The 23,688-nt window shown below is 68.8% G+C and carries 28 protein-coding genes and 1 tRNA gene; 9 read left to right on the top strand and 20 right to left on the bottom strand.

Going from position 1 to position 23,688, the window contains the following annotated elements; all coding sequences use genetic code 11:
• Positions 1–10 precede the first annotated feature (10 nt).
• A tRNA-Thr gene (locus HZB86_06885) sits at positions 11–85 on the top strand.
• Between the two features lie 493 nt (positions 86–578).
• The gene (locus tag HZB86_06890) at positions 579–776 is read left to right on the top strand and encodes a hypothetical protein (protein ID MBI5905263.1); all 198 of its coding nucleotides are present in this window, start codon (positions 579–581) and stop codon (positions 774–776) included.
• Between the two features lie 15 nt (positions 777–791).
• Here the strand turns inward: HZB86_06890 and ybaK are convergent, their stop codons facing one another.
• Together ybaK and HZB86_06900 are read right to left on the bottom strand one after the other, a co-directional pair.
• Positions 792–1,274: a Cys-tRNA(Pro) deacylase gene (ybaK, locus tag HZB86_06895; GenBank protein MBI5905264.1), complete on the bottom strand. Its 483-nt coding sequence runs from the start codon at positions 1,272–1,274 to the stop codon at positions 792–794.
• The gene (locus HZB86_06900) at positions 1,271–2,260 is read right to left on the bottom strand and encodes an aldo/keto reductase (protein MBI5905265.1); all 990 of its coding nucleotides are present in this window, start codon (positions 2,258–2,260) and stop codon (positions 1,271–1,273) included. The genes ybaK and HZB86_06900 overlap by 4 nt, the downstream gene beginning before the upstream one ends.
• Before the next feature lie 142 nt (positions 2,261–2,402).
• On the opposite strand from HZB86_06900, the gene HZB86_06905 reads away from it, so the two are divergent.
• Positions 2,403–3,221, top strand: coding sequence for an NAD(P)-dependent oxidoreductase (locus HZB86_06905; protein MBI5905266.1), 819 nt, complete (start codon positions 2,403–2,405; stop codon positions 3,219–3,221).
• A 10-nt stretch (positions 3,222–3,231) separates the two neighbouring features.
• Here the strand turns inward: HZB86_06905 and msrB are convergent, their stop codons facing one another.
• Both msrB and HZB86_06915 read right to left on the bottom strand, forming a co-directional pair.
• The gene (gene msrB / locus HZB86_06910) at positions 3,232–3,630 is read right to left on the bottom strand and encodes a peptide-methionine (R)-S-oxide reductase MsrB (GenBank protein MBI5905267.1); all 399 of its coding nucleotides are present in this window, start codon (positions 3,628–3,630) and stop codon (positions 3,232–3,234) included.
• Between the two features lie 267 nt (positions 3,631–3,897).
• A complete protein-coding gene (locus HZB86_06915; protein ID MBI5905268.1) occupies positions 3,898–4,302 on the bottom strand; it encodes a hemerythrin family protein in 405 nt (134 codons plus the stop codon).
• 141 nt (positions 4,303–4,443) lie between these two features.
• Here HZB86_06915 and HZB86_06920 point away from each other — a divergent pair, with 141 nt between their 5' ends.
• Together HZB86_06920 and HZB86_06925 are read left to right on the top strand one after the other, a co-directional pair.
• Positions 4,444–5,535 (top strand): phosphotransferase, encoded by a 1,092-nt coding sequence (locus HZB86_06920; protein MBI5905269.1) that lies wholly within the window; start codon positions 4,444–4,446, stop codon positions 5,533–5,535.
• Positions 5,525–6,067, top strand: a complete 543-nt coding sequence (locus HZB86_06925) for an adenylyl-sulfate kinase (GenBank protein MBI5905270.1) — start codon at positions 5,525–5,527, stop codon at positions 6,065–6,067. Before HZB86_06920 ends, HZB86_06925 begins: the two co-directional genes overlap by 11 nt.
• On the opposite strand, the gene HZB86_06930 is transcribed toward HZB86_06925, so the two are convergent.
• Positions 6,064–6,606 carry an O-acetyl-ADP-ribose deacetylase gene (locus HZB86_06930; GenBank protein ID MBI5905271.1) on the bottom strand — a complete coding sequence of 181 codons (543 nt, stop codon included), beginning with the start codon at positions 6,604–6,606 and terminating at the stop codon, positions 6,064–6,066. The two genes, HZB86_06925 and HZB86_06930, sit on opposite strands and share 4 nt — an antisense overlap.
• A 34-nt stretch (positions 6,607–6,640) precedes the next feature.
• On the opposite strand from HZB86_06930, the gene HZB86_06935 reads away from it, so the two are divergent.
• Both HZB86_06935 and HZB86_06940 read left to right on the top strand, forming a co-directional pair.
• Positions 6,641–7,621, top strand: a complete 981-nt coding sequence (locus tag HZB86_06935) for a CCA tRNA nucleotidyltransferase (protein MBI5905272.1) — start codon at positions 6,641–6,643, stop codon at positions 7,619–7,621.
• Between the two features lie 259 nt (positions 7,622–7,880).
• A complete protein-coding gene (locus HZB86_06940) occupies positions 7,881–8,201 on the top strand; it encodes a hypothetical protein (protein MBI5905273.1) in 321 nt (106 codons plus the stop codon).
• Between the two features lie 17 nt (positions 8,202–8,218).
• On the opposite strand, the gene HZB86_06945 is transcribed toward HZB86_06940, so the two are convergent.
• Positions 8,219–9,949, bottom strand: coding sequence for a FecR domain-containing protein (locus HZB86_06945; protein MBI5905274.1), 1,731 nt, complete (start codon positions 9,947–9,949; stop codon positions 8,219–8,221).
• 109 nt (positions 9,950–10,058) lie between these two features.
• Between HZB86_06945 and ubiE the strand changes: the two genes are divergently transcribed.
• Positions 10,059–10,766: a bifunctional demethylmenaquinone methyltransferase/2-methoxy-6-polyprenyl-1,4-benzoquinol methylase UbiE gene (gene ubiE, locus HZB86_06950; protein ID MBI5905275.1), complete on the top strand. Its 708-nt coding sequence runs from the start codon at positions 10,059–10,061 to the stop codon at positions 10,764–10,766.
• Here ubiE and cysK read toward each other — a convergent pair.
• The gene (cysK, locus tag HZB86_06955) at positions 10,763–11,743 is read right to left on the bottom strand and encodes a cysteine synthase A (protein MBI5905276.1); all 981 of its coding nucleotides are present in this window, start codon (positions 11,741–11,743) and stop codon (positions 10,763–10,765) included. The two genes, ubiE and cysK, sit on opposite strands and share 4 nt — an antisense overlap.
• A 109-nt stretch (positions 11,744–11,852) precedes the next feature.
• On the opposite strand from cysK, the gene HZB86_06960 reads away from it, so the two are divergent.
• Positions 11,853–12,437 (top strand): TIGR00730 family Rossman fold protein, encoded by a 585-nt coding sequence (locus tag HZB86_06960; GenBank protein MBI5905277.1) that lies wholly within the window; start codon positions 11,853–11,855, stop codon positions 12,435–12,437.
• Positions 12,438–12,440: 3 nt separating this feature from the next.
• On the opposite strand, the gene HZB86_06965 is transcribed toward HZB86_06960, so the two are convergent.
• The 13 genes from HZB86_06965 to ccsB all read right to left on the bottom strand — a co-directional run bounded on the left by HZB86_06965 (position 12,441) and on the right by ccsB (position 23,668).
• Complete coding sequence (locus HZB86_06965) at positions 12,441–13,280, bottom strand: hypothetical protein (GenBank protein MBI5905278.1); 840 nt, start codon at positions 13,278–13,280, stop codon at positions 12,441–12,443.
• 93 nt (positions 13,281–13,373) lie between these two features.
• A complete protein-coding gene (locus HZB86_06970) occupies positions 13,374–13,790 on the bottom strand; it encodes a hypothetical protein (protein MBI5905279.1) in 417 nt (138 codons plus the stop codon).
• A gap of 141 nt (positions 13,791–13,931) precedes the next feature.
• Positions 13,932–14,390 (bottom strand): hypothetical protein, encoded by a 459-nt coding sequence (locus HZB86_06975; GenBank protein MBI5905280.1) that lies wholly within the window; start codon positions 14,388–14,390, stop codon positions 13,932–13,934.
• Complete coding sequence (locus tag HZB86_06980) at positions 14,377–14,850, bottom strand: hypothetical protein (GenBank protein MBI5905281.1); 474 nt, start codon at positions 14,848–14,850, stop codon at positions 14,377–14,379. The genes HZB86_06975 and HZB86_06980 overlap by 14 nt, the downstream gene beginning before the upstream one ends.
• 7 nt (positions 14,851–14,857) lie before the next feature.
• Positions 14,858–15,448 carry a sigma-70 family RNA polymerase sigma factor gene (locus HZB86_06985; protein MBI5905282.1) on the bottom strand — a complete coding sequence of 197 codons (591 nt, stop codon included), beginning with the start codon at positions 15,446–15,448 and terminating at the stop codon, positions 14,858–14,860.
• A 46-nt stretch (positions 15,449–15,494) separates the two neighbouring features.
• Positions 15,495–18,062, bottom strand: a complete 2,568-nt coding sequence (gene polA / locus HZB86_06990) for a DNA polymerase I (GenBank protein ID MBI5905283.1) — start codon at positions 18,060–18,062, stop codon at positions 15,495–15,497.
• The gene (locus HZB86_06995; GenBank protein MBI5905284.1) at positions 18,031–18,516 is read right to left on the bottom strand and encodes an RDD family protein; all 486 of its coding nucleotides are present in this window, start codon (positions 18,514–18,516) and stop codon (positions 18,031–18,033) included. The genes polA and HZB86_06995 overlap by 32 nt, the downstream gene beginning before the upstream one ends.
• Positions 18,517–18,519: 3 nt before the next feature.
• Positions 18,520–18,726, bottom strand: coding sequence for a DUF4177 domain-containing protein (locus HZB86_07000; GenBank protein ID MBI5905285.1), 207 nt, complete (start codon positions 18,724–18,726; stop codon positions 18,520–18,522).
• 5 nt (positions 18,727–18,731) lie between these two features.
• Positions 18,732–19,706, bottom strand: a complete 975-nt coding sequence (gene hemB, locus HZB86_07005; GenBank protein MBI5905286.1) for a porphobilinogen synthase — start codon at positions 19,704–19,706, stop codon at positions 18,732–18,734.
• 59 nt (positions 19,707–19,765) lie between these two features.
• On the bottom strand, positions 19,766–20,554 hold the full coding sequence (locus HZB86_07010) for a uroporphyrinogen-III synthase (protein ID MBI5905287.1): 789 nt from the start codon (positions 20,552–20,554) through the stop codon (positions 19,766–19,768).
• 4 nt (positions 20,555–20,558) lie between these two features.
• Positions 20,559–21,497 (bottom strand): hydroxymethylbilane synthase, encoded by a 939-nt coding sequence (gene hemC / locus HZB86_07015; protein ID MBI5905288.1) that lies wholly within the window; start codon positions 21,495–21,497, stop codon positions 20,559–20,561.
• Entirely contained in the window at positions 21,484–22,821 is a 1,338-nt protein-coding gene (locus HZB86_07020) for a glutamyl-tRNA reductase (protein ID MBI5905289.1), read from the bottom strand. The genes hemC and HZB86_07020 overlap by 14 nt, the downstream gene beginning before the upstream one ends.
• A 19-nt stretch (positions 22,822–22,840) precedes the next feature.
• Positions 22,841–23,668, bottom strand: a complete 828-nt coding sequence (gene ccsB / locus HZB86_07025; protein ID MBI5905290.1) for a c-type cytochrome biogenesis protein CcsB — start codon at positions 23,666–23,668, stop codon at positions 22,841–22,843.
• Positions 23,669–23,688: the final 20 nt, after the last annotated feature.

The following is a 23,688-nucleotide window of genomic DNA, read 5'->3' on the forward strand; positions in this document are numbered from 1 at the left end:
CGTTTCGCCGGCCGGCGTAGCTCAGTGGTAGAGCAGCTGATTCGTAATCAGCAGGTCGTCGGTTCAATCCCGACCGCCGGCTCCAAATTTTCCAACGAAGCATCCCAACAAAAATTTGGAGCCTCATCGAGGGATTGAACCGGTTTCGGGCGCCGAGCGATCAGCGAGCCCCGCCCGCGGTCGATGAAAACCATGGCCGCTGGGGTCCCCTTTCCAAGAATGTCGGAGGGGGAGAATAGCGCGACGCTCCGGAGCGCGGAAGCCCGAAACCGCGCCGCCAAAGCCGCCCCACTCCCGAACGAAGTACGCTCCCTGGGGTACCCCGCAACGAAGATCCTGAGGGGCAATGGCTTCGTCGGTCGAGGCTCAGGCGGGCAATCCCGACCGCCGGCTCCAGCCTCCTTCCAATAAAGGCGGCCGTCACATATTTTAATCCTGCATTTCTCTTTCCTTGCCTTGGTGTTTCATCATATAAAACCAGGTTTGCCCGGAAACTTTTCTGTTGACCTTCGCATCTATTCCTGCGAAAAGATGATGTAGAACCTACATGGTAAGGATTATCCTTTGTGGGGGAGCCGATGGCGAAGGAGTACAGAGTCTACAAGGTCGATTACCTGACCAAGATGAGGATTCCGATCGGCACGGTCAAGGAACGCCGCGTCAAGGCGCGTCCGGAATCGAACCACCTGGGTCTCATGAAGCTCGCGCGGAGGATGTACGGTGCGACGATGGAGGAGCAGCTGAAGATCATCCTGGGCGAGGAACTCGTCGCTTGACGCGCCCGCCGCCGTTCAGGCGGCCACCCGGACCAGCACCGGGGAAAGGACCTTTGCGACGTCCCCCGGCGCCATCCCCAGCAGGAACCCCCTCCTCCCCCCGTTGATGTAGATTCTCGGCAGGCCGAGTATCGACTCCTCCATGTACACCGGCATGGCGCGACGCACGCCGAACGGCGACGTCCCTCCCACGACGTACCCGGAGTGGCGGTTGGCGGTATCGGGCGCGCAGGGGGCCACGCTCTTCGCGCCGATCGTCCGCGCGAGCTCCTTCGTCGACACCTGCCGGTCGCCGTGCATCAGCACGATCATCGGCAATTTCCGGTCGTCCTCCATGACGAGCGTCTTCACCACGCTGTGCTCGTCCACTCCCAGCTCGCGGGCGGACACCGCCGTGCCCCCCTTTTCCTCGTACGAGTACGGGTGTTCGGTCCAGGAAACGCCCGCCGCCCGGAGGACACGGATCGCCGCCGTGACGGGGTGCTTTTCCCGGGTCATCGGTTGACCGACTTCATCGTTTCCGCCGGATACCGCATGCCGGAAACGGCCCCCGGGGGGACCGCCGCCTCGATCCGCCCCGCCTCGGAGGGGGAAAGGCGGATCGCCAGCGCCCCGACGTTCTCCTCCAGGCGCTCCCGCCGCTTCGTGCCCGGGATCGGCACGATGTCGTCTCCCCGGGACAGGACCCACGCGAGGGCGAGCTGCGCGGGCGACACGCCCTTCTCCCGTGCGACCTCCTCGAAGGAACGGAGCAGCTCGAGGTTCTTCTCCAGGTTTCCCTCCTGGAACCGCGGGGAGCCGAGGCGGAAATCCTTCTCGAACAGGTCCGCCCTGCTCTTCACGCGCCCGGCGAAGAAGCCGCGCCCCAGGGGTGAGAACGGGACGAACCCGATCCCGAGCTCCCGGCACGCGGCCAGCGCCCCGTTCGTCTCCGGGTCCCGGGTCCAGAGGGAGTATTCGCTCTGCACCGCGGCGATGGGGTGCACCGCGTGGGCGCGCCGGATGGTCGCGGCGGACGATTCCGACAGGCCCAGGTACCGGACCTTCCCTTCGCGGACCAGCTCCGCCATCGCGCCGACGGTCTCCTCGATCGGGGTGTCCGGATCCACCCGGTGCTGGTAATAGAGGTCGATCGCGTCGGTTCCGAGACGCCGAAGGCTCGCCTCGCACGCGGAGCGGACGTACCCGGGCTTGCCGCTCACGCCGATCCAGCTTCCGTCGTCGCCCCTCAGGATGCCGAACTTGGTCGCCAGGATCACTCGATCCCTGCGGCCGCGGATCGCCGCTCCGACCAGCTTCTCGTTGTGGCCCAGCCCGTAGATGTCGCTCGTGTCGAGGAAATCGATCCCGAGATCCAGCGCGAGCGCGATCGTCGCCGCCGACTCGGCCTCCTCGGCCGGACCGTAGAACTCCGACATCCCCATGCATCCGAGCCCCAGCGCCGAAACCCGGAGCCCGCCCTTCCCCAGATTCCTGCGCTCCATCCTTCGAACCTCCCGCCGATTTCCCCGCGCCGTCCCCACACCGCATTCCATTGTAGCGCGCCGGCGAACGACGGTTCCGGTTGACCACCGTGGCGCCGACGGAATACGGTAATCGTACCAGGGAACGGAAGCGGAGGGAGCGATGGCCACACTCGCGGGAAAAACGCTGTTCATCACGGGGGGGAGCCGGGGGATCGGCAGGGAGATCGCCCTGCGGGCGGCGGAGGACGGCGCCAACGTCGCGCTGGCCGCCAAGACCGCCGAGCCGAACCCGAAGCTTCCCGGGACGATCTTCACGACGGCGGAGGAGGTCGAGAGGGCCGGCGGGAGGGCGCTCCCGCTCCAGGTGGACATCCGCTTCGAGGCGCAGATCGCCGAGGCCGCGAAAAAGGCGGCGGAAACGTTCGGGGGGATCGATATCCTGGTGAACAACGCCAGCGCGATCGGCCTGACGGGAACGCGGGAGACCCCGATGAAGCGGTTCGACCTGATGTTCGGCGTCAACGTGCGGGGCACCTTCGCCGCCTCCCAGGCGCTCCTCCCCCACCTGCTCTTCGGGAGCAACCCCCACATCCTGAACTTGAGCCCGCCGCTGTCCCTCGACCCGAAGTGGTTCCGGAACCATTGCGCCTACACGATGGCGAAGTACGGGATGAGCATGTGCGTGCTGGGAATGTCGGAGGAGTTCCGCGACGCGGGGCTGGCGGTGAACGCGCTGTGGCCGAAGACGGTGATCGCGACGGCGGCGATCTCGATGATCCCCGGCGTGGAGGCAAAACATTGCCGGAGCCCGCGGATCGTGGCGGACGCGGCCCACGCGATCCTCACCCGCGACAGCCGTTCGTGCACCGGGAACTTCTTCATCGACGAGGAGGTGCTTGCCGCGGAAGGCGTGACCGACCTGTCGCGATACGCGGTCGCGCCCGGCGCCCCCCTGCTCCCCGACCTGTTCCTCGACTGACCGTCGGGGGCTACCCGTCCCCGTCGAAGACGAGCGCGGCGGAGTTCATGCAGTACCGGAGCCCCGTCGGCTTCGGTCCGTCGTTGAAGACGTGCCCCAGGTGGGCGTCGCACCGGGCGCACAGCACCTCGGTCCGCCTCGAGAAGAAGCTGGAATCGTCGGCCTCCCGGACGTTCTCCTTCGCCACCGGCTCGTAGAAGCTCGGCCAGCCGGTCCCGGAATCGTACTTCGTCTCCGAACGGAACAGGTCGAGGCCGCAGCAGACGCACCGGTAGGTCCCCTTCCCCTTCGTGTTCCACAACGCGCCGGTGAACGCGCGCTCCGTCCCCTTCCTGCGGGTCACCTGGTACTGCTCCGGCGTGAGCTGCTTCAACCATTCCGCGTCGGGCTTCACCACCTTTTCGGTCATGAAAAACCCCCTCCTGCGAACCGAATACACCTTCAGCGCAACCCCCGCCGCCGCAACCGCGTCCGCCGCCATCCGCCTCGCGAAGAGCGATGCGGAGACGCCGGCCGCAAGGACCCCCGCCAGGAACCTTCTCCGGGTCCATTCCATGGTAATCCTCCGACATGGAATCCTTCGGGTAAGATGGCGGGGGAAGGCGCACGATTCCCGTTCCAACGACTTGCCCGGAATGCCCGCCCGGGAGACGGTGACACGGTGGGGAACTTCCCGTTACTTCCTGCCTTTATCCAGGAGGAAGGCGCCCAGCGCCCTGTCCACCTTCCCGATGTGGTTCACCAGCCAGTCCCCGATGAACCGGCCCATCCGGTCGGCGATCTCCGGGGTCGCGCCGCTGGCGTCGAACTCGTCGCGGAGGTCGTAGAAGTCGCTCACGAAGGAAACGTGCTCGCCCTTGTGGAACGGGAACCCCGGGTAGGAGAGGCGCCGCATGTAGACCTCCTCCATCCCGAAATGGTTGATCACGTAATCCTCGAGGAAGGCGATCACCCCGGGGATCTCCCCGGTCGACGCCCCGCCGTCCTCCCGGAGCAGCCGGTTGATCGCGGCGAACAGCTCGCGGTGCTGGGAGTCGATCGTCTCCACCCCCACCGCCAGTCTTTCCGTCCACTCGTACACGTCCGCCTCCCGGGTTTTTTCCGAAGTGTCGATCTGTCGTGGAATCGGGATCCATTATAGCCCGAACCCGCGGACCGATCACCGGGGATCGCGGCGAACGGGCGTTTCAAATCGCCGGGTCGGGGGTGTAGAATTTCCTCCGTGAACGGACTTCGCCAGGAGCGGTTGGAGCGATACCTTGCCGAGCGGTTCCACGGGGAGGCAAGGGTCACGGCGATCGTCCCCCTGCGGGAGGGGGCGGCCTCCGGCGCATCGAAGGGGTACGGATACGGGCACCCGGCGAGGATCGAGTTCACCGTCGACGGCCGGCGGCGGACGGCCGTGCTGGAGACGACCAGCCCCGGGCCGTTCGGCCACGAGCACATGGCCGACCGGGCCCAGATGATCCTGTGGGACTACGGCGCGTACAACGCCCTGCCCCGCCACGCCCGCGCGATCGACGTCGGGGTGTTCGAACGCGACGGCAGGATGATCTCCGTCCGCGAGGCCGAGGAGTTCTTCCTCCTGGTCGAAGTCGTCGAAGGAACCGGGTACATCCGGGACGTCGCCCGGCTCCAGGACGGAGAACCGCTTCGCGCGCTCGACATCTCCCGCGCCGACGCGTTGTGCGACTACCTGTCGGAGATCCATGCGGTCCGGGGATCCGATCCGGGGCTCTACGCGCGGCGGATCCGGGAGCTGGTGGGACACGGGGAGTGCGTGATGGGGCTGTCCGACAGCTACCCGCAGCCGTGCGGGTTCATCACTCCCGCGCTCCTGGAAGAGATCGAGCGGCGCTGCGTATCGTGGCGATGGCGCCTGAAACCGCTCTCCCGCCGGCTGCGGCAGGTCCACGGCGACTTCCACCCGTTCAACATCCTCTTCCGGGAAGGGACCGACTTCTCCGTCCTCGACCGTTCCCGCGGGGAGTGGGGGGAACCGGCGGACGACGTCACCGCCCTCACGGGGAACTACCTGTTCGCCTCGCTGCAGGCGCACGGCCGGCTCGAAGGGGCGTTCGAGACGCTCTTCCGCCGGTTCTGGGAACGGTACGTCGAGCGCACGGGCGACGCGGAGATCCTCGAGACGGCCGCCCCCTTCTTCGCCTTCCGGTGCCTCGTGATGGCGTCCCCGGTCTGGTACCCGTCGCTCGACGACGGGGTGCGCCGGAAGCTGTTCTCCTTCCTCCTGTCGGCGCTGGACGCCCCCCGGTTCGACCCGGCCCGTGTGAACGGCTGGCTCGATGCGGTCTGAGCGGACGAAGGGGTTCGCGGTGTGGCTCACGGGGCTGCCCGCGTCGGGGAAAAGCACCGTCGCGCGGGCGCTCGCCGAGGCGCTGGAGGCGCGGGGCGTCCATCCGGCGGTTCTCGAATCCGACGCCGTGCGCAGGGTGGTCACCCCCGCCCCGACGTACTCGCCGGCCGAGAGGGACGCGTTCTACGCAACCCTCGGGTACCTGGCGCGAACGCTCGCGGAGCACGGCGTGGCGGTGATCGTGGACGCCACGGCGAACCGGAGGGAGTACCGGGACCGGGCGAGGGCGGCGATCCCCGCGTTCTTCGAAGTCCACGTGAAATGCCCGCCCGACGTCTGCCGGACCCGCGACCCGAAGGGGATTTACCGAAGGGGCGAGGCAGGGACGGCCCCGAACGTTCCCGGGCTGTCCGCCCCGTACGAGCCGCCGCTTCGGCCCGAGCTCACGGTCGACGGGGAGAGGGAGTCGCCGGAGGACGCCGCGCGCAGGATCGTGGAGGCGATCGACGCGGCGGGCTGCCTGGCGCGCTAAAGGACCTCGAGCGCGCCCTGGTACGTCGCGTAGGTGACCGGATCGTACAGGACGAACCGGACGCGGTACGGGGCGACGGCTTCGGTGGACAGGAACGACGCGACGGCTCCAAGCGCCACCGGGGCCGCCATCTCCGGCGGGTACCCGTAGATCCCCGTGCTGATCGACGGGAACGCCACGGTGTGGAGACCGAGGGTCGCGGCGATCCGGAGGGCGTTCCGGTAGCAGGAGGCGAGCAACGCGGCTTCGCCGTGCTCCCCCCCCTGCCACACCGGACCGACGGCGTGGATCACGTGGCGGGCGTGGAGTCTGCCGCCTCCGGTCAGGACCGCCTCGCCCACCGGGCAGTCGCCGCGGGCGGCCCGCAGGACCCGGCACTCCGCGAGGATCTCCGGCCCGCCGGCCTTGTGGATGGCCCCGTCGACTCCGCCGCCGCCGAGGAGGGACGGGTTCGCGGCGTTCACGATCGCGTCGACCTCCTGTCGCGTGATGTCGCCCAGGACGAGTTCGATCACTCTGCCGGAGACGGTTTTTTCCATGGCGCATATTATACGATCAAACGCCGCGGAGGGGATGGCCGACTCCCTCCGGCGTTCCCTCCGGAACCGCCCCGGTCTTCGGACGCTGCTTACGGCCGTATCGAAGGCGGTCCGGGAGGCCGGCGGGAAGGTCTACCTCGCGGGCGGCTACCCGCGCGACCTGATGGAGGGGAAGGAGGCCGGGGACGCGGACCTCCTGGTCACCGGGCTCGGCCTCCGTCGGCTGGGGGCGCTTCTGCGGTCGCTCCCCGCTCGCGAAGCGGGCATCCGCGGCGTCGTGTCGGCGGGCCGGCATTTCCCGGTGCACCGGATCGCGCTGGAGCGGGAGAGAGGGTACGTCGACGTCTCCGCGGGCAGGACCGTCCCGGCGCAGGCGGAACGCGGGGCCGTCCCCCGGGGAGTCGCGGATCCGGAGGCGTACGCCGACGCGTCCCGCCGGGATTTCACGATCAACAGCCTTCTCTTTCCCGTTTCTCCCGGACGCGCGGCGCGGGACGGGAAACTGCTCGATTTCTTCGGCGGAGCGGACGACCTGCGCCGGAAGCGGATCCGATGCGTCGGGGATCCGGAGGACCGGTTCCGCGAAGACCCGGTGCGCATGCTGCGGGCGGTGCGCGCGAAGAACGAACGAAGGGGATTCTCGATCGATCCGGCGACGGCGCGGGAGATCCGCCGCCTGGGGCCGACGCTGCTGCCCGGGCTACCGATGGACAGGGTTTCCGCCGAACTGGTCCGGACTCTCTCCGCGGACCCCGCCGGGTCGGTGGAGCGATCGGCCGCCCTCTCCCGATTCCGGTCCTGCTCGCGAACCTGTTCGCCGACCTCCCGGAACCTCCGCCGAGGGAAGCGTTGCGTCGCCTCCGGCTCCCCGCGGTCCGAAGCGTGTCGGCGATGCTGTCCGCGCTGGATATCTTGCGCCACCCGGAACGGTGCCGATACCCGCTGGCGGAAACCGAGGCGGTTCTCGCGCGCGCCGAAGATTCCCGGGCCCTTGCGGCCTTGTATCGATCGGTGATGAAGGAGTCGGGGCTGCGGCCGCGGAACCTGATCCTTTTCTCGAGGAAATGCGGCGCGACGCCGGTTTGGATCAACGGTTCATGGCTGGTCGACAATGGGTTTCCCGAGGGGCCGTCAAGAGAGGACGCCCTCCTTCGGGTAAGGGAGGCCTCCCTGTCCGGCGAAGTTCGCGGCAGGCGGGAGGCGGAAGCGCTCGCACGTTCGCTGGCAAGGAATATAATGGAGTCGGGTCCGGGCCGGAACGGAAAGGAGCCCTCATGATCACCGCGGTCGCAAATCGAATGGCCGTGATCGCGGTCCTTCTCGCGCTTCTGCTTCCATCCGGATGCGCGACGGCGCCGCCGGAGACGAAACCGGACGCTTCCTCTCCGTATACCGTCCGGATCCCCGGCGCGGAACCGGTGGAGCTCGAGGCGACGACCGCCCCTCCCGCCCACCAACCCGAGCTTCCCCCCAACGACGCCGACGAGAAGAAGGGGCGCTGGCTCCGCGTGATCGAAGTGGAGCGCAATCCTAAACCGGCGGCGCCGGCAACCGGCGGGGAACCCGCCGCGCCCGCGGCCGCGCCCGGCAACTGATCATCGGGGGGGGAAGGTCAGCGGGACCGTCCGCCCTCGCCGCGCCCGCCGCCGCCGAAATCACCTCGGCCGCCGCCTCCGCCCCGATCGCCTCCGCCGCCGCGTTCGCCTCCTCCGCCGCGACCGCCGCCGATGCCCCGCTCGCCGCGGAGATCCCTGCCCGCGTCCCCGCCGCTCGGAGCGCGGACGGCCGGAGCCCGTTCCTCACGCGCGCGCTCACCGGCGTCGGCGGGAGTGCGGGACTGCACCCGGGGAACGGCCTCGGGCGTACGGGACGGCGTGCCCCCTTCGCGCGGCGCGCTCTCGGGCGGACGGGTCAGCGTCCGTCCCTCGCGCGGCGCCACGCCGCCGCGGCCGACATTCCGCTCGCGGTCCGCCTTCCCTTGCGTGACCGACCGGTCCCGCGGTACGCGGACCGGCCGTTCCATGGTTCGCGACGGCGGCGTCCTCACGACGGGCGCGGTCGATCCTCCCGTCCGCCCGCGCTCCACGACGGCGGGTCGCCCCATGGTCCGCTCGGGACGGATCCCCCGGTTATCGGGCCTCGGGTTCGCCTGTATCGCCTGCCGAACCGCGGTCTGGCGCTCCGCCCGGACCGCCGCCCAGTCGCGCCACTCGCGGCGATTGTCGCCCGCCCGCGTGAACACCCTCCCCGGTTCCAGCGGACGGTTCCATCGGGCGAGCCGGGAATCTCCGGGGCGGAACTCCGCGCGGCGGAACCTCTCCCCCGGGCGCAACGGGACCCAGCGGACATCCCGCCCTTCCGGGACGAACCGGACCCTCGCGGAGTGGAAGAACACGTTGTGGTGGAAATGGCGGAACGACCCGAAGAAGAAATTGACCGACACGAACGAGTTGTACGGAGTCCAGAACCATCCGAAAACGGGATCGGAAAGCCAGTACCCGCACCGATACGGGTACCAGCCCCACGGCTCGTTCGATACCCACGTCCACCCGTACGGCGAGATCCAGACCCAGCGGCCGTACACGTACGGGGACCACCCCGCCGCGACCCTCGGACGCCACACGTACCCGTACGTCGGGACGGTGACCCACTCTCCGTAATCGGAAAGTTCGCTCGCCACCGTCGGCGGGACGTCGCCGTGCCGCGCCGATTCCGGAGGCGGGGAGGAAGCCGTGTAATCCGCGCCTCCGCCGCGATACCGGTCGATCGTGACGTCGCCGCCGATCGTCGCAACCTCCCCCTCCCGCAGCCGGAAATCGTCTCCGTCCTGCGTGACCGTCGCCGCTCCCCGGCGGACGACCAGGCGGGTCTCGTCGACGTCGGTGACGGTCAGCCAGAACCTGCCCGGCCCGGGAAAGTGGGTGCGACCGCCGCCCGGAATCCGGACGGTCACCGGCGCGAAATCGTCATCGGGGAGGTCGAACCGGATCTCTCCGGCCCGCAGGCGGAAGGTGGATTTCCCCTCCTGGGCGTCCCGCAGCTCGAGGTCGGTTCCCGACGTCAACAGGACGAACTGTGAGCCGTGGAACTGCAGCTCCGCCTCGGAGCCTTCCGGCACGCTGATCCGGCTCCGGGGCGGAAGCGGCGCGTTGCTCGGGAACTCCTGCCACTCCCCCTCGTCCGCCAGGCGGACCCCCACCGACCCGGCCAGAACCTTCAGGCGGGCGACGGAGTAGGCGGGGATTCCCGCGTCATCCCCCTCGCGGTCTTCCGCACCGGCGGGAAACGCGAACGACAGGACGAAAACGACGATCGCCGACAGGATACGGACAGCGCGTTTCATGGCGTGTACCTCCCGCTTTCCTTACACGTTAGACGCGCCGGGGTACGACGAATATTCACCCCCGTACTGCTATACTTGACCCTCTTATACCACGACGGGGAGCACCGACTTGTACCGACTCACCGAGCGGAACCGCACCATCGGGGAGATGTTCTCCGGGATCGCCCCGAGGTACGACTTCCTGAACCGGCTCCTGTCCCTGGGGGTGGACCGGGGATGGCGGCGCCGCGCCGTGGCGGAGATGATCCCCTTGCGCGGGGGCCGGCACCTCGACGTGGCCACGGGAACGGCGGACATGGCGCTGGAGGTCGTTCGTCAGAAGGGAGGGGAGGCCGCCGTCGCGGCCGCGGACATCTCCCTCGAGATGATGCGGATCGGGCGGGAGAAGTGCCGCAAGGGGGGATCCGCGGCGCGGGTCGCCTTCGTCCGGGCACCGGGGGAATCGCTCCCGTTCCGCGACGGGACGTTCGATTCGGCGTGCGTCGCCTTCGGCATCCGGAACGTCGTGGACCGCGAGCGGGGCCTGGGAGAGATGTGCCGCGTCGTCCGCGCCGGCGGGCGCGTCGTGGTGCTCGAGTTCTCCTCGCCCGAAGGGACCTTCTTCGGGGCTCTCTACCGGTTCTACTTCACTCGGGTCCTTCCGGCGGTCGCCGGGCTCTTCTCCCGCCGGTCGGCGTACCGGTACCTTCCGGAATCGGTCCTGGCGTTCCCCTCGCCCGCCGACTTCGAGGCGATGATGCGGGCCGCCGGCTGCCGGTCGGTCTCCCGCCGCCCGCTGACCCTCGGGATCGTGACCCTGTACGTCGGAGTCCGCTAGATCGTCGCGGGCCCGTCCGCGTCGAACCACCCTTCGAACAGCGCCGTGGTCATGTACCGTTCCCCAGCGTCCGGCAGGATCGCCACGATCGTCTTTCCCGCGAACTCGGGGAGTTTCGCCAGGCGGACGGCCACCGCCGCCGCGGCCCCGCAGGAGATGCCGGAGAGAAACCCCTCCTCCCGCGCCAGGCGCCGCGCGAACGCGATGGATTCGTCGTTGGACACCGTCTCCACGCGGTCGACGAGCGACAGGTCCAGCACGTCCGGGATGAATCCCGCGCCGATCCCCTGGATCTTGTGGGGCCCCGGCGCCAGCGGCTGTCCGTTGCGCTTCTGCGTGATCACCGGGCTGTGCACCGGCTCCACCGCCACCGAGACGATCTTCTTCCCCTTCGTATTCTTGATGTAGCGGGACACTCCGGTGATCGTCCCCCCGGTGCCCACGCCGGACACGAGGACGTCGATGGCCCCCCCGGAAGCCTCCCAGATCTCCGGCCCGGTGGTCGCCTCGTGCACGGCGGGATTCGCGGGGTTCTTGAACTGCTGGGGCATGAAGTAATTCTTCGGGTCGGAGGCGACGATCTGCTCGGCCTTCTCGATGGCGCCCTTCATCCCCTTGGCCCCCTCCGTGAGCACGAGCTTGGCCCCGAACGCCTTCAGCACCTGGCGGCGCTCGACGCTCATCGTCTCGGGCATCGTGAGGATCACCCCGTACCCGCGGGCCGCGGCGACGAACGCAAGGGCGATCCCGGTGTTGCCCGACGTCGGCTCCACGATGGTCTTCCCGGGGCCGAGCAGCCCCCGCTTCTCCGCGTCCCACACCATCGACGCGCCGATCCGGCACTTCACGGAGTACGACGGGTTGCGCCCCTCCACCTTCGCGAGCACGGTCGCGCCCGCTCCGTCCGTTATCCGGTTGAGCTTCACGAGCGGCGTGTTTCCGATCGACAGGGAATTGTCCGCAAACCAGGTCGCCATCGCTATCCTCCTTAATGTCTATAGTTTATATAGTATTTACCGCTCCTCCCCCCTGTCAAGACAAATGTTTCCGCTTTTCTTTTCCGATCGGAACCCCTATTTTCAATCGATGGAAATCCGAAGGCTCTGCGTGTTCTGCAGTTCGAGCGACCGCCTCCCGGAGCGGTTCCGCGCGGAAACGCGCGCGCTGGGGGAACGGATGGCGGATCGGGGGATGGAGCTGGTCTACGGCGGCGGCTCGGTCGGGTTGATGGGGGTCCTCGCGGACGCGGTCCTTGCGGGCGGCGGAAAGGTGACCGGCGTCATCCCGGGTTTCCTCTCGACGAAGGAGCTCGCGCACTTCGGGCTCACGAAGATGATCGTCACGCGCTCCATGCACGAGAGGAAGCAGGAGATGAGCCGCCTGGCCGACGCGTTCGCCATCCTTCCGGGCGGCTTCGGCACGCTGGACGAATTCTTCGAGATCCTCACCTGGAAGCAGCTCGGGCTGCACTCCCGCCCGATCGTCGTCGCAAACTCGGGGAGATGGTTCGATCCGCTGATGGAATATTGCCGCCGCGCGGTGGAGTCGGGGGCGGTGACGCAGGAGAACGCGGAGCTGTTCACCGTGGTGAAACGCGCGCCGGACATCGTCGACTGCCTGGTCCGGAAACGGTCGGCGCCGTCGGCCGCGAAGCGGCTGTCCCGCTCCTGACCGTCATTCCGGCGGCATCGCCCCCGGGTCCCTGTTCCGCAGCAGGTAGCGGATGACGGAGGAGGCGAAGACGACCAGGAAGTGCGCCTCCCCCGGATCGAGCGGTTCCGGCGGCTCCCCTTCCCCCTCGACGGGAAGGCCGGAAAGCCGGTGCGCCCGCCGCAGGATCTCCTCGATCCCCCTCGCGAGGGGCGCCGGGATCCGGGCCGCCTCGGCCGCCGGGGCGATCGACCCGACGACGACGGCGGGGACGGGTCCGCCCGGGCCGGCGGACCGGGTCGCGGCGTCCAGGGTTACGGCCGCCACCGCGAGGAGCGCTTCCCGTACGGCGCCCCGGGTTTCCGGATCCGGGCGCCGCGAGAGGTAGGCGATCGCGGTGTCCAGGTGCCGGCCCGCGGCGGCGAGGTCGAAAAGGCGCACCGCTTCCTCCGCCTCGGCCACCTCGTCGAATCCCATCAGGTCCTGGTACGGCCGGAACCGGTCGTGGAACAGCCGCACCGCGGCCCCTTCCCTCTCGAGAAGCTCGTTCACTCCCCGGCGGATCAGCTTCCGGTCGACCTCCTTCAGCCCCGCGTGCTCGTCCGCGAGAAGAAACTCGAACAGATCGTACAACCGGTGATCGGGAAGGGAGAGAAACCGCTCCTTGAGCGCGAGCCGGGAGGCGTCGTTGTCGGCGAGCGGCAGTTCGTCGATCGGCTCCTTGAAAAACGCGACGCACGCCCCCCGCAGCACGGTGGTCCACGCCACCCGGGAGAAATCGGTGGAGGCGACCACCCGGAAGAGGAGGTTCCAGAGGGAGTTCCGCAGGGCCGTTCCCGCAGCGCCATCCTTTTCTCCGGTCATGCGGTGGATTATAGACCGAAAAAACGGAAACGCCCCGGGGGGATGTCCCCGGGGCGCCCACCGGTTGGGTTGACTCACGCCGACACGCGCTCCCTACCCCCTCTCCTCCCAGTGCCCGGGGATCCAGACCTGCGTCCTCACCCGCTCGTAATGGCCCGGGACCCAGACGCGCCGTCCGCTTCGGTATCCGTCGTCGTCCTCGTCGTCGTCGTCCCCGCGGTGGGAGTACCGTTCGATCTCCCAGTGCCCCGGGACCCACGCGCGCTCGTACCGCGTCTCGTACCGGCCGGGGACCCAGACCTGCTCGGGCGGGGGAGCGTAATACGTCCGCGGGGGAGGGGCGTAGACCGGTTCGTACGCATGGGAGTGCGCGATGGCGTTGCCGAGGATGTGCAGCCCGATCACTCCGGTGAGGACCTTCCCGGCAACCGACCAGCCGCCGTCGGCCGAGGCGGCCATGGGGGCCGCGAGGAGCGCGACGGCCAGGGTGATGGCGATCAGCTTCTTCATGATCTCTCTCCTCCTTCGTCGTCCCGGGGAGCCTCGCCGGCCGTCCCCGGCGGTCGATATCCCGTCCGTACCCATCCGACGAAGGAGGGGTTCCCGTTATTCAGCGGGGGAGAGGTTTTCCGGGGAGCCGGCGCGGAGCGTTCATTCGGCGGAGATGAGGAGGATCAGGACACCGGACTGGTGGGAAGGCCCCCCGACCAGCACCATCCCCCCCCGGGTGAGCCCCAGGGTGGTCGTCAGGAGGTTCCTCCCGCCTTCCTGGATCTGGACGGAAAGGCGGACCTTGTTCCCCTGCGCGGGGAGCGGCGTGACGCGCATCGAGCGGCGACCGGGAAGCTCGAAGTCCCCGGTCTCCCCGACGGACAGGGAGCGCCGCTTCCGGTCGAGCATCCGGTAGGAAGAGTAGTTGAACATCGATCGGAGCTTCCCCCGGATGTTTTCCAGGGCGGGATCGATCGACGATCCCTCGTTGGAGGCGTACACCGATCCGATGTCGACGGAGACGGTACCCGGAGCGGCGGAGGCCGTGGAAGCCGCGACCAGGAGGAGCAGGACTACGCTGACGGCGGCGGCCAGCCGCCCGGGGCTAGGACTTGGCATCTTCGATGATCCAGATCACCCTGGGCAGCTCCTCCCCCTTGTCGACGAGCGCGACGGTGGCCACGTCGGACTCCACGTCCTCGACGGCGACGTCGAAGTGGCGCGGATTGAACGGCGGCCGATCCGCTCCCGTAGGGTAGAACAGCAGGGCGAAAACGGCAAGCGCCAGGGCCGCGGGAAGCCACGCCCACCGCCAAGCGAGGGAGCGCGCGGGCTTCCTCCCCCGCTCCGCGATCCCCGCGCGGACGCGCGTCCACAGCACGTCGAGCTGCGGCGCCTTTTCCTCCGCCCGCAGGACGGCCAGGGAGCGAAGCAGCGGTCCCACCGCCATCGTGCGCGCGTTCTCCGCCGCGCACTCCGCGCACGCGGACAGGTGCGCGTCGAGTTCGGTCGAACACGACGGGGGGAGAGCCCCGTCGGCCCGTTCCGCGATCCGGTCGAGAGCCGTCCTGCAGTCCATCTCGTCCCTACCCTTTCCTGTGCCCGCCCAAGGCTTCCTTTAGCTTCCCGCGGGCGTAATGGAGACGGGACATCACCGTCCCTACCGAACACCCCATGGACTCCGCGATCTCCTCGTACGCCATCCCGTCCACTTCCCGGAGGAGGATGACCGCCCGGTGGTACTCCGGGAGGGCCGCGATGGCCCTCTGCAGCGCCTCTCCCAGCTCCCGGTTCTGGGCGAGCTCCTCGGGAGTCCTCGGGTACGCGAACGAATCGGGAGGCGACGCATCCTCCGAAAGCCAATTCTCCTCGAGCGGCACCTCCGCCGACCGGGCGGACTTCCTCCAACGGTCGATCGCCTGGTTCACGAGGAGGCGGTAGAACCAGGTGTAGAAGTTCGATCCGAACCGGAACTCCTTCAACTTGTAGAACGCCTTTACGAACGACTCCTGCACCACGTCCAGCGCGTCGTCCCCGTCGCCGACGATCCCCACCGCGACGCCGAACGCCCTTCCCTTGTACCGCTCCATGAGCGCCCGGAACGCCTCCTCGTCGCCGCCGAGGGTCGCGCGGATCAACGCCTCGTCCGGGATGCCCGCCTTCGCCCCCTCGTTCATAGGACGGAGCGCTCCCCCCGACTATTCACGCGCCGAACCCGGATTCTCAGTGGATTTCCCCCCAGTTCCTTCCGCGGCTCATGGAGACGGTCACCGGAACGGCCAGCCTGGCGGCCCCCTCCATCGCCCCCTGGAGGATGCGCTCCGCGTCCGCCGCCTCCCGCCCGGGCGCCTCCACGATCAGTTCGTCGTGCACCTGGAGGATCAGCCGGGCGTCCATCCCCGCCTCCCGGAACTCCCGGTCCACGCGGATCATGGCGATCTTGATGAGGTCGGCCGCGCTTCCCTGGATCGGCGAGTTGACCGCCACCCGTTCCGCCGCCTCCCGGAGGACCCTGTTCCCGGAATCGATGTCCCGGATGTACCTCCGCCTCCCCAGGATGGTCGAAACATACCCCTTGTTTCGGGCCGTTGCCTTCACATCCGCAATGTAGTCCCTGACCCCGGGGTACCGGTCGAAATACTGGTCGATGTACGCCTTCGCCTCCTTCCCGCCGATCCCCAGCTCGCGGGAAAGGCCGAAAGGGCTCATTCCGTACACGATGCCGAAGTTGATCGTCTTCGCCCGCTGGCGAAGCTCCGGGCCCACCTCGGACGGGGCCAACCCGAACACCGCCGCGGCGGTCGCCGTGTGGATGTCGTCGCCGTCCCGGAAGCGGCGGATCAGCTCCGCGTCGCCGGACAAGTGCGCCAGCAGGCGGAGCTCCACCTGCGAGTAGTCCGCCCCGATCAGCAGGTTCCCCGGGTCCGCCACGAATCCGGCGCGGATCCGCCTCCCCAGCTCCGTCCGGATGGGGATGTTCTGGAGGTTGGGGTCCGAGGAGGAGAGCCGCCCCGTGGCGGCCTGCGTCTGGTGGAACGTCGTGTGGATCCTCCCGTCCGCCGGGTCGACCATCCCGGGGAGGACGTCCACGTAGGTGGAACGGATCTTCGCGAAGGTCCGGTACGAGAGCACGAGCGCCGGGATCTCGTGCCGGTCCTTCAACGCCTCCAGCACCTCGACGTCCGTCGAGAACCCGGTCTTGGTCCTCTTGACGGGGGGAAGCGAGAGCTTCTCGAACAGGAGGAACGCGAGCTGCTTCGGCGAATTGATGTTGAACTCCGGTCCCGCGGCGGTTGCCACCTTCCGCTCGATCGCGCCGATCTCCGCGGCAAGCTCCGCGGACAACGCGCGGAACACCGCGGGGTCGATCCGGATCCCCCGCTCCTCCATCCGGTGAAGAACCGGGAGCAGCGGCATGTCGACCTCGCGGAAAACCTCATCGAGCCCCGCCTCGGAGAGCCTTCCCCCGAGCGCTTCCCCCAGCGCGAGGATCGCCGCCGCGCGGTCGGCGGCGCGCCCCTCGGCCGAATCGTCTTCCGCGGCCGACAGGGACGACGGAAGGTAGCGGGCGCGCAGCTTCGGAAACGTCGGCGTCCCCTCGTCCGGCTCGAGGAGGTACCCTGCCACCACGACGTCGAACAGGCGCAGATCCTCCTTCCCCGCGGCTCCCCTGCGGTAGAGCGACTTCCCGTCCGCGACGTACACCGTGATCCCGCGGGCGCAAAGCGCGCGCGCCGCGGCGGCGGCCTCGCCCGACGGCAGGACGAACACGCCGTCCCCGGGGATGGCGATCCCGGCGCGCGTCTCCCGCTCCCCGTCGAACGCCAGCCCCGCCGCGGACGGCCTTTCTCCGCGCATCGCCGCCGGGAGCGCCTCCGCCGCACCCACGTACTTCCACGCCGCGCCCCCGGCGACCCGCGATTCGCCCGGCGAGGGGGCGTCGCCCGGCAGGTCCAGCTCCGCGAGGAGCTTGCGGAAGCCGAGGCGGCGGAACAGGGGCGCGATCCGCGACGCGTCGATCCCCCCGGGAGCCAGGTCGGAGATCTTTTCCCGGACCGGGACCTCCCGGTCGATCGTGACGAGGCGCAGGCACATCCGCGCGACGTCGGCGTTCTTCTCGATCTTCTCCCGCCGGCTTCCTTTCAGTTGCTCCGTACCGGCGAGCACCGCGTCGAGCGAGCCGAAACGGCGGATGAGCTCCCCCGCCGTCTTCTCCCCGATCCCCGGAACGCCGGGGACGTTGTCGGACGGGTCGCCCGACAGCGCGAGCAGCTCCGCCACCTTTCCCGGCGGCACCCCGAACGTCGCGACGACCTGCTCCTCCCCCACCGTGTGCTCCCTGAGCCCGTCCCGCACCTTCACCCGCCCGGAGACCAGCTGGTACAGATCCTTGTCGGAGGAGACGATCACCACGTCCATCCCCCTCTCCTCCGCGGCGCGGGAGAGGGTCCCGATGACGTCGTCCGCCTCCACGCCGGGAACCGTGATCCGCCGGACTCCCAGCGCGTCGATCATCTCGTTCACGAGAGGGATCTGGGCCGCCAGCTCCTCGGGGGCCTTCAGGCGATTCGCCTTGTATTCGGGATAGAGCTCGTGACGCGGCGTCGGTTCCCGCGAGTCGAACACCGCGGCGACGGCGTCGGGCTTCTCCTGCCGGAGGATCTTGAGGACGATCCGGGCGACGCCCAGGACCGCGTTGGTCGGCGTCCCGTCGGGGGCCGAGAGCCGCGGAACGCCGTAGAAGGTCCTGTAGAGGACGTTATGCCCGTCGATCAGAAAGAGGGAGGCCATCGGACGCCTGCCGGTGCTCCACCACCAGCGTCTCGGCGAAGGTGTCCCCCGCCCGCTGTCCATCCGGGTCGTAGAACCCGAGATACGTCTCCACGAGCAGGACCGCGAACCCGATGGTGTAGGCGAGGAAGGGGCCGATCACCGGGACGAGATGGAGGACGAACGGCGCCGACACCGTGAGGTTGCGCATCAGGGACGAGGGGAAGTCCATCCCCTCCCGGTCGATCCGCACCACCTTCAGCCCCGTGAGCCACTTCCCCGGGCTGCGCCCCCCCGGGAACCCGTCGCACATGAGGATGTAGAACAGGGAAGCGAACACCCCGGCGGCGCCGGGGATGTGCCACAGCGACATCGCGACGATCAGGTCCGCGGACTTCCCCACGACCCTCGCGAGGTACCGCGCGCGCCGGGCGTCCTTGAAGAACTCCCGCTGCTCCTCCCAGCGCACCGGCACCGGTCAGCCTCCCCGCGTCGTTTCGCCGGACGTGAAGAAGAGGAACGCCATCGTGGGTCGACGGCTGCCGGGCTGCGAGACGAAGTGGATCGACTCGAACCGGAACCCCTCCGCCGTCACGCGGTTCAGCGCCTCCTCGATCGTCCGGTCGGAGACGTCCGGCAGCTCGACGACGCGGTACGGAACCGATTCGGGCGGGAGCAAAGACACCGCCGTCAGCCCGCGAGGATCCGCGCCGCTTCCTTCGCGGCGTAGGTAAGGACGAGGTCCGCCCCGGCGCGCTTGATCGAGACGAGGATCTCCATCATCACGCGGTCGCCGTCGATCCACCCGAGCTTCGCGCCGGCCTTCACCATCGAATACTCGCCGCTCACGTTGTACGCGGCGACGGGAAGGTCGAACGACTGCCGGACGCGGCAGATCACGTCGAGGTACGCGAGGGCGGGCTTCACCATCACGATGTCGGCCCCCTCCCGCACGTCGAGGGCGACCTCCCGGAGCGCCTCCCGGACGTTGGGCGGGTCCATCTGGTAGGAGCGGCGGTCCCCGAAGCTCGGGGCGCTCTCCGCCGCGTCCCGGAACGGCCCGTAGAATCCGCCCGCGTACTTGGCGGCGTACGACAGGATCGGCACCTGGGAGAATCCCTCCCGGTCCAGCCCCCGGCGGATCGCCCCGACGCGCCCGTCCATCATGTCGGAGGGGGCGACGATGTCGGCGCCGGCGCGGGCGTGGGACACCGCGCTCCGGGCCAGGATCTCCAGCGTGGCGTCGTTGTCCACGTCGCCGCCTTTCAGGATCCCGCAGTGGCCGTGGTCGGTGTATTCGCAGAAACAGACGTCGGTGATCACCATCAGGTCCGGAACGGCGTCCTTGAGCGCGCGGACCGCCGTCTGGACGATCCCGCGGTCGGAGTAGGCGTCCTTCCCCAGCGGATCCTTCTTCGCGGGGATGCCGAAGAGCAGGACGGCGGGAATGCCGAGCGCGTGGACCTCCCTCGCCTCCGCCACGAGGTTCTCCACGGAGAAGTTGAACACCCCCGGCATCGAGGGGACCTCCCGGCGGATGTTCTTCCCCGCGGCGACGAAGAGCGGGTAGATCAGGTCGTCGACGGACAGCTTCGTCTCGCGTACCATCCGCCGCAACGTCTCGTTCCGCCGAAGGCGACGTGGCCGGTATTCCGGGTACTGCATCGCTTCCCTCCTGTCCCGCGTTTCCCCGGCGCGGCCGGCCGCGCCCCCGCCCGTTCCGTTCAGGGAACGCGGCCTTCCGGATGGGCGGCGAGGAACGCAACGACGGCGTCCACCATCCCCCTCAGCGTATACGTTTCAGGCACGATGTCCACCCGGAAATCCCGCCGCGCCACGGCCCTCGCGGTCACCTCGCCGATCACCGCGATGACGCTTTTCCCGAGCATTTCCCGGGCCGTTTCCTCCCCCAGCAGAAGGAACAGGTTGCGGAAGGCGGATGGAGAGGCGAACGTGCAGACGTCCGGGGGGAACGCCGCGATCTCCTGCGCGACGTCGTCGTCCTTTTCCGCCAGGCCGTTCCGGTAGGCGACCACCGGGACGACCTCGCCGCCCTCCCGGGCGATCGCCTCGGGCAGGATCTCCCTCCCTTCCTCCGCACGGGGGAGCAGGAACCGCCTCCCCGCGACCCCCGAGGGCAGAAGCTCCTCGAACAGCCCTTCCCCGGTGTGCCTCGACGCGGTGAGCTGCGCCCGGATTCCGCGCGCCGCGAGCTCGCGGGTGGTCCCCGGCCCGACGCTGGCCGCCCGGACGCTCGCCGGCCAGGCGGATAATCCCAGGCGCGCCGTCCGTTCGCAGAAGAAGCGCGCCGCGTTGGCGCTGGTGAAGAGGATCCAGTCGAACGAGGAGAGCCGCCCGATCTCGCGGTCCAGCGGGCCGCAGTCGTCGGGGGGCACCAGGCGGATCGTGGGGAAGAGGACCGGCGTTCCGCCGGCGCGGCGGACGAGGGCGGCGAGCTCCCCCGCCTGCTCCACGCTGCGCGTGATGAGGATCCGTTTTCCCGAAATCGTCATCCCGTCATCCGCCGCTCTGCCGGTACACCTCGTCCAGGATTTCCTTCCCGCCCCGCGAGAGGAGCTCTTCGGCCAGCGCCGCACCCAGGCCCTCCGCGTCGGAAACGGGACCGCTTCGCCCGGCGCGGAGGATCTCCGACCCGTCCGGGCGTCCGACGAGCCCGACGAGGCGGACCTCGTTCCCCTCGACCCGGCCGAACGCGGCGATCGGAACCTGGCAACCTCCCTCCAGCCGCTTCAGGAATCCCCGCTCCGCCCGCACGGCGATCGACGTCTCCCGGTCGTCGAGGAACGAGACCGCCTCCCGCGTCCCCGCGTCCCCGGAGCGGATCTCGATCCCCAGCGCCCCCTGCCCGATCGCCGGGATCGACATCTCCGCCGGGAGGTACTGGCGGATCTTCCCTTCCCACCCCAGCCGCCGAAGCCCCGCCGCCGCCAGGATGATCGCGTCGTACTGACCCTCCTCCATCTTCCGGATGCGGGTGTCGAGGTTTCCGCGCAGCTGCCCGACCGAGAGGTCCGGGCGGATCCCGAGGAGCTGCGTCTGCCGCCGCAGGGAGCTCGTTCCCACCTTCGCCCCCTTCGGAAGATCCTCGAACCGGGAATATTTCACCGACAGGAACGCGTCGCGCGGGTCCTCCCGCTTCGTGATGCAGACGATCTCGAGACCCTCCGGCAGCTCCGTGGGGACGTCCTTCATGGAGTGCACCGCGAGATCGATGCGCTTCGACAGGAGGGCGTCCTCGATCTCCTTGACGAAGAGCCCCTTTCCGCCGACCTTCGCCAGCGGCACGTCGAGGATCATGTCCCCGGTGGTCCTGATCTTCGTGATCTCCACCTTCCGGCCGGTGCGCTTCTCGACCTCCGACTTTACGAATTCGGCCTGCCACAGGGCCAGGATGCTCCCCCGGCTGCCGAGGCGGATGACGTCATGGACTCCCAACGCTTCCTCCTTGTCCGGGGGCGTCCCCGGTCCGTTCCCGCTCCTCTTCCGCTTCCTCCTCCGGGAGATCGAAGATCTCCCGGACCATCGCCACGGTCTCCATCGGGCTGCGCCCGTCGCTCTCGCGCTTGAGCGACGCGATCGGCGGGTGAAGCACCTTGTTCAGGATCGACGAGGCGAGCGACTCGATCACCTTCCGCGTCTTCGGGTCGTCCGCGCCCAGGGCGGAGACCGCCTTCGCGACCTCCGCCGCCTTGATCTCCTCGAACTTCCGGCGCAGGGACACGATCGTGGGGGTCACCTGCTGCGACTCGAGCCACCGGCGGAACGCCGCCACTTCGGCCGCGACGATCTCCTCGGCCCTCGCCGCCTCCCGCTGCCGCTCCTCGAGGTTCGTCTCGATCACGTTGTTCAGGTCGTCGATGTCGTAGACGTAGACGTTGTCGATCTCGTTGGCGTCGGGATCGATGTCGCGGGGCACCGCCATGTCGATGAAGAACATCGGGCGGTTCTTCCGGACCCGGAGCACCGACTCCACGTCCTCCCGCTTCAGGATGAAGTGCGGGGCCCCGGTCGAGGAGAGGATGATGTCGGCCCGCTTGAGGTGCGAGGAGAGCTCGTCGAAGCGGACCGGGGTGCCGTCGAACTCCTCGGCCAGCCGGACGGCCCGTTCGAAGGTCCGGTTCGTCACCAGGATACCCTTGGCCCCGGCGGACAGGAGGTGGCGGGCGGCCAGCTCGCACATCTCCCCGGCGCCGATCAGCATCACCGTCTTGTCGGAGAGGTCCCCGAGGATCTTCTTCGCCAGCTCGACGGCGGCGTACGACACCGAGACGGCGCTGTTGGCGACGCGGGTCTCCGTGCGGACGCGCTTGGCCACCGAAAACGCCTTGGTGAAGAATTTGTCGAGCACCGGCCCGATCGTCTTGAACTCGGCGGCGTACCCGTAGGCGTCCTTGACCTGGCCCAGGATCTGCGGCTCCCCGAGGACCATCGAGTCGAGGCTGCTCGCGACGCGGAACAGGTGGCGGACCGCCTCCTCCCCCGTCTGGTGGTAGAGGTACTCCGACAGCTCCTTCGCCGGCATCCCGTGATAGGAGGAGAGGAACTCGCGGACCGCCTCCGTTCCCCGGAATCCCTCGTCCGCGAGGACGCACACCTCCACGCGGTTGCAGGTGGAGAGGATCACCCCCTCCGAGATGCCGCGCGGCTCCACCACGCCGCGCAAGGCGTGCCCGATGGTGTCCGCCGGGAACGCGAGGCGTTCCCGCACCTCCACCGGCGCGGTGCGGTGGTTCAGTCCCACTATGACGATCTGACCCATCGGTCGGTCCGGAATCCCTCTACCCGGCGAGGTTGGTGTAGGTGTGGAGCCCCGGCAGGAGGAGGTTCACGCCGAGGAAGGTGAACAGGACCGCGCAGAACCCCGCGATGGCGAGGATCGCCGCCTTGCGTCCGCGCCACCCCACGGTCAGGCGGCCATGGAGAAGGGCCGCGTAGAGGAACCACGTGATGAGGGACCAGACCTCCTTCGGGTCCCAGCTCCAGTACGACCCCCAGGCGTACTCCGCCCAGATCGACCCGGTGATGATCCCCAGCGTAAGCAGCGGGAAGCCGATCGTCAGGCACCGGTAGTTGATTTCGTCCAGCACGTCGAGGGACGGGAGCCGCTTGAAGATCGCCCCCAGCTTCTTCCGCTTGAGCTGCTTCTCCATCATCAGGTACATGATCGCGGCGCCGAACGCGACGGCGAACACGGCGTTTCCGAAGAAGAGGAGGATCACGTGGACCGGGAGCCAGTACGAGTTGAGCGCCGGCGCCAGGGTCCGGACCTCCCCCGGAAGAAAGGCGGCGACCAGGCTGAAGAAGAACGCCAGCGGCGCCACGAACGCCCCGAGGACGCGGAGGTTGTACCGGAGCTCGAAACCGAGGAAGACGCACACGATCGCGAACGCGGAGAAGGAGAGCGACTCGAAGAGGCTCGTGATCGGGGTGTACCCGGCCGCGAAGTAGCGCGCGACGAAGCCGGCGCCGTGCAGGACGACGCCGATCAGGAGGAACATCCTCCCGACGCGCGCGCCGCGCTCGGTGAGCGTGAAGATGAAGTACAGGTACAGCACGGCACCGACCAGGTAGAACAGCGCCGTGGCCTTCAGCAGGGCGATCTGCATCCGGACATTCTAAACCACCC

Source organism: Deltaproteobacteria bacterium (assembly GCA_016234845.1).
Classification (GTDB): domain Bacteria; phylum Desulfobacterota; class Deferrimicrobia; order Deferrimicrobiales; family Deferrimicrobiaceae; genus JACRNP01.

Bases quoted from the DNA above. Each gene is read 5' to 3' on its own strand.
- HZB86_06985 (MBI5905282.1), bottom strand. From the start codon at position 15,448: ATGAACGAGGGGGCGAAGGCGGGCATCCCGGACGAGGCGTTGATCCGC.
- msrB (MBI5905267.1), bottom strand. From the start codon at position 3,630: ATGACCGAAAAGGTGGTGAAGCCCGACGCGGAATGGTTGAAGCAGCTC.
- HZB86_06930 (MBI5905271.1), bottom strand. From the start codon at position 6,606: ATGGAAAAAACCGTCTCCGGCAGAGTGATCGAACTCGTCCTGGGCGAC.
- ybaK (MBI5905264.1), bottom strand. From the start codon at position 1,274: ATGACCCGGGAAAAGCACCCCGTCACGGCGGCGATCCGTGTCCTCCGG.
- HZB86_06975 (MBI5905280.1), bottom strand. From the start codon at position 14,390: ATGCCAAGTCCTAGCCCCGGGCGGCTGGCCGCCGCCGTCAGCGTAGTC.
- HZB86_06960 (MBI5905277.1), top strand. From the start codon at position 11,853: ATGGAAATCCGAAGGCTCTGCGTGTTCTGCAGTTCGAGCGACCGCCTC.
- HZB86_06945 (MBI5905274.1), bottom strand. From the start codon at position 9,949: ATGAAACGCGCTGTCCGTATCCTGTCGGCGATCGTCGTTTTCGTCCTG.
- HZB86_06905 (MBI5905266.1), top strand. From the start codon at position 2,403: ATGGCCACACTCGCGGGAAAAACGCTGTTCATCACGGGGGGGAGCCGG.
- polA (MBI5905283.1), bottom strand. From the start codon at position 18,062: ATGGCCTCCCTCTTTCTGATCGACGGGCATAACGTCCTCTACAGGACC.
- HZB86_06925 (MBI5905270.1), top strand. From the start codon at position 5,525: ATGCGGTCTGAGCGGACGAAGGGGTTCGCGGTGTGGCTCACGGGGCTG.
- HZB86_06970 (MBI5905279.1), bottom strand. From the start codon at position 13,790: ATGAAGAAGCTGATCGCCATCACCCTGGCCGTCGCGCTCCTCGCGGCC.
- ccsB (MBI5905290.1), bottom strand. From the start codon at position 23,668: ATGCAGATCGCCCTGCTGAAGGCCACGGCGCTGTTCTACCTGGTCGGT.
- hemB (MBI5905286.1), bottom strand. From the start codon at position 19,706: ATGCAGTACCCGGAATACCGGCCACGTCGCCTTCGGCGGAACGAGACG.
- HZB86_06900 (MBI5905265.1), bottom strand. From the start codon at position 2,260: ATGGAGCGCAGGAATCTGGGGAAGGGCGGGCTCCGGGTTTCGGCGCTG.
- HZB86_06890 (MBI5905263.1), top strand. From the start codon at position 579: ATGGCGAAGGAGTACAGAGTCTACAAGGTCGATTACCTGACCAAGATG.
- HZB86_06940 (MBI5905273.1), top strand. From the start codon at position 7,881: ATGATCACCGCGGTCGCAAATCGAATGGCCGTGATCGCGGTCCTTCTC.
- cysK (MBI5905276.1), bottom strand. From the start codon at position 11,743: ATGGCGACCTGGTTTGCGGACAATTCCCTGTCGATCGGAAACACGCCG.
- HZB86_07010 (MBI5905287.1), bottom strand. From the start codon at position 20,554: ATGACGATTTCGGGAAAACGGATCCTCATCACGCGCAGCGTGGAGCAG.
- HZB86_06965 (MBI5905278.1), bottom strand. From the start codon at position 13,280: ATGACCGGAGAAAAGGATGGCGCTGCGGGAACGGCCCTGCGGAACTCC.
- HZB86_06935 (MBI5905272.1), top strand. From the start codon at position 6,641: ATGGCCGACTCCCTCCGGCGTTCCCTCCGGAACCGCCCCGGTCTTCGG.
- HZB86_06980 (MBI5905281.1), bottom strand. From the start codon at position 14,850: ATGGACTGCAGGACGGCTCTCGACCGGATCGCGGAACGGGCCGACGGG.
- HZB86_07020 (MBI5905289.1), bottom strand. From the start codon at position 22,821: ATGGGTCAGATCGTCATAGTGGGACTGAACCACCGCACCGCGCCGGTG.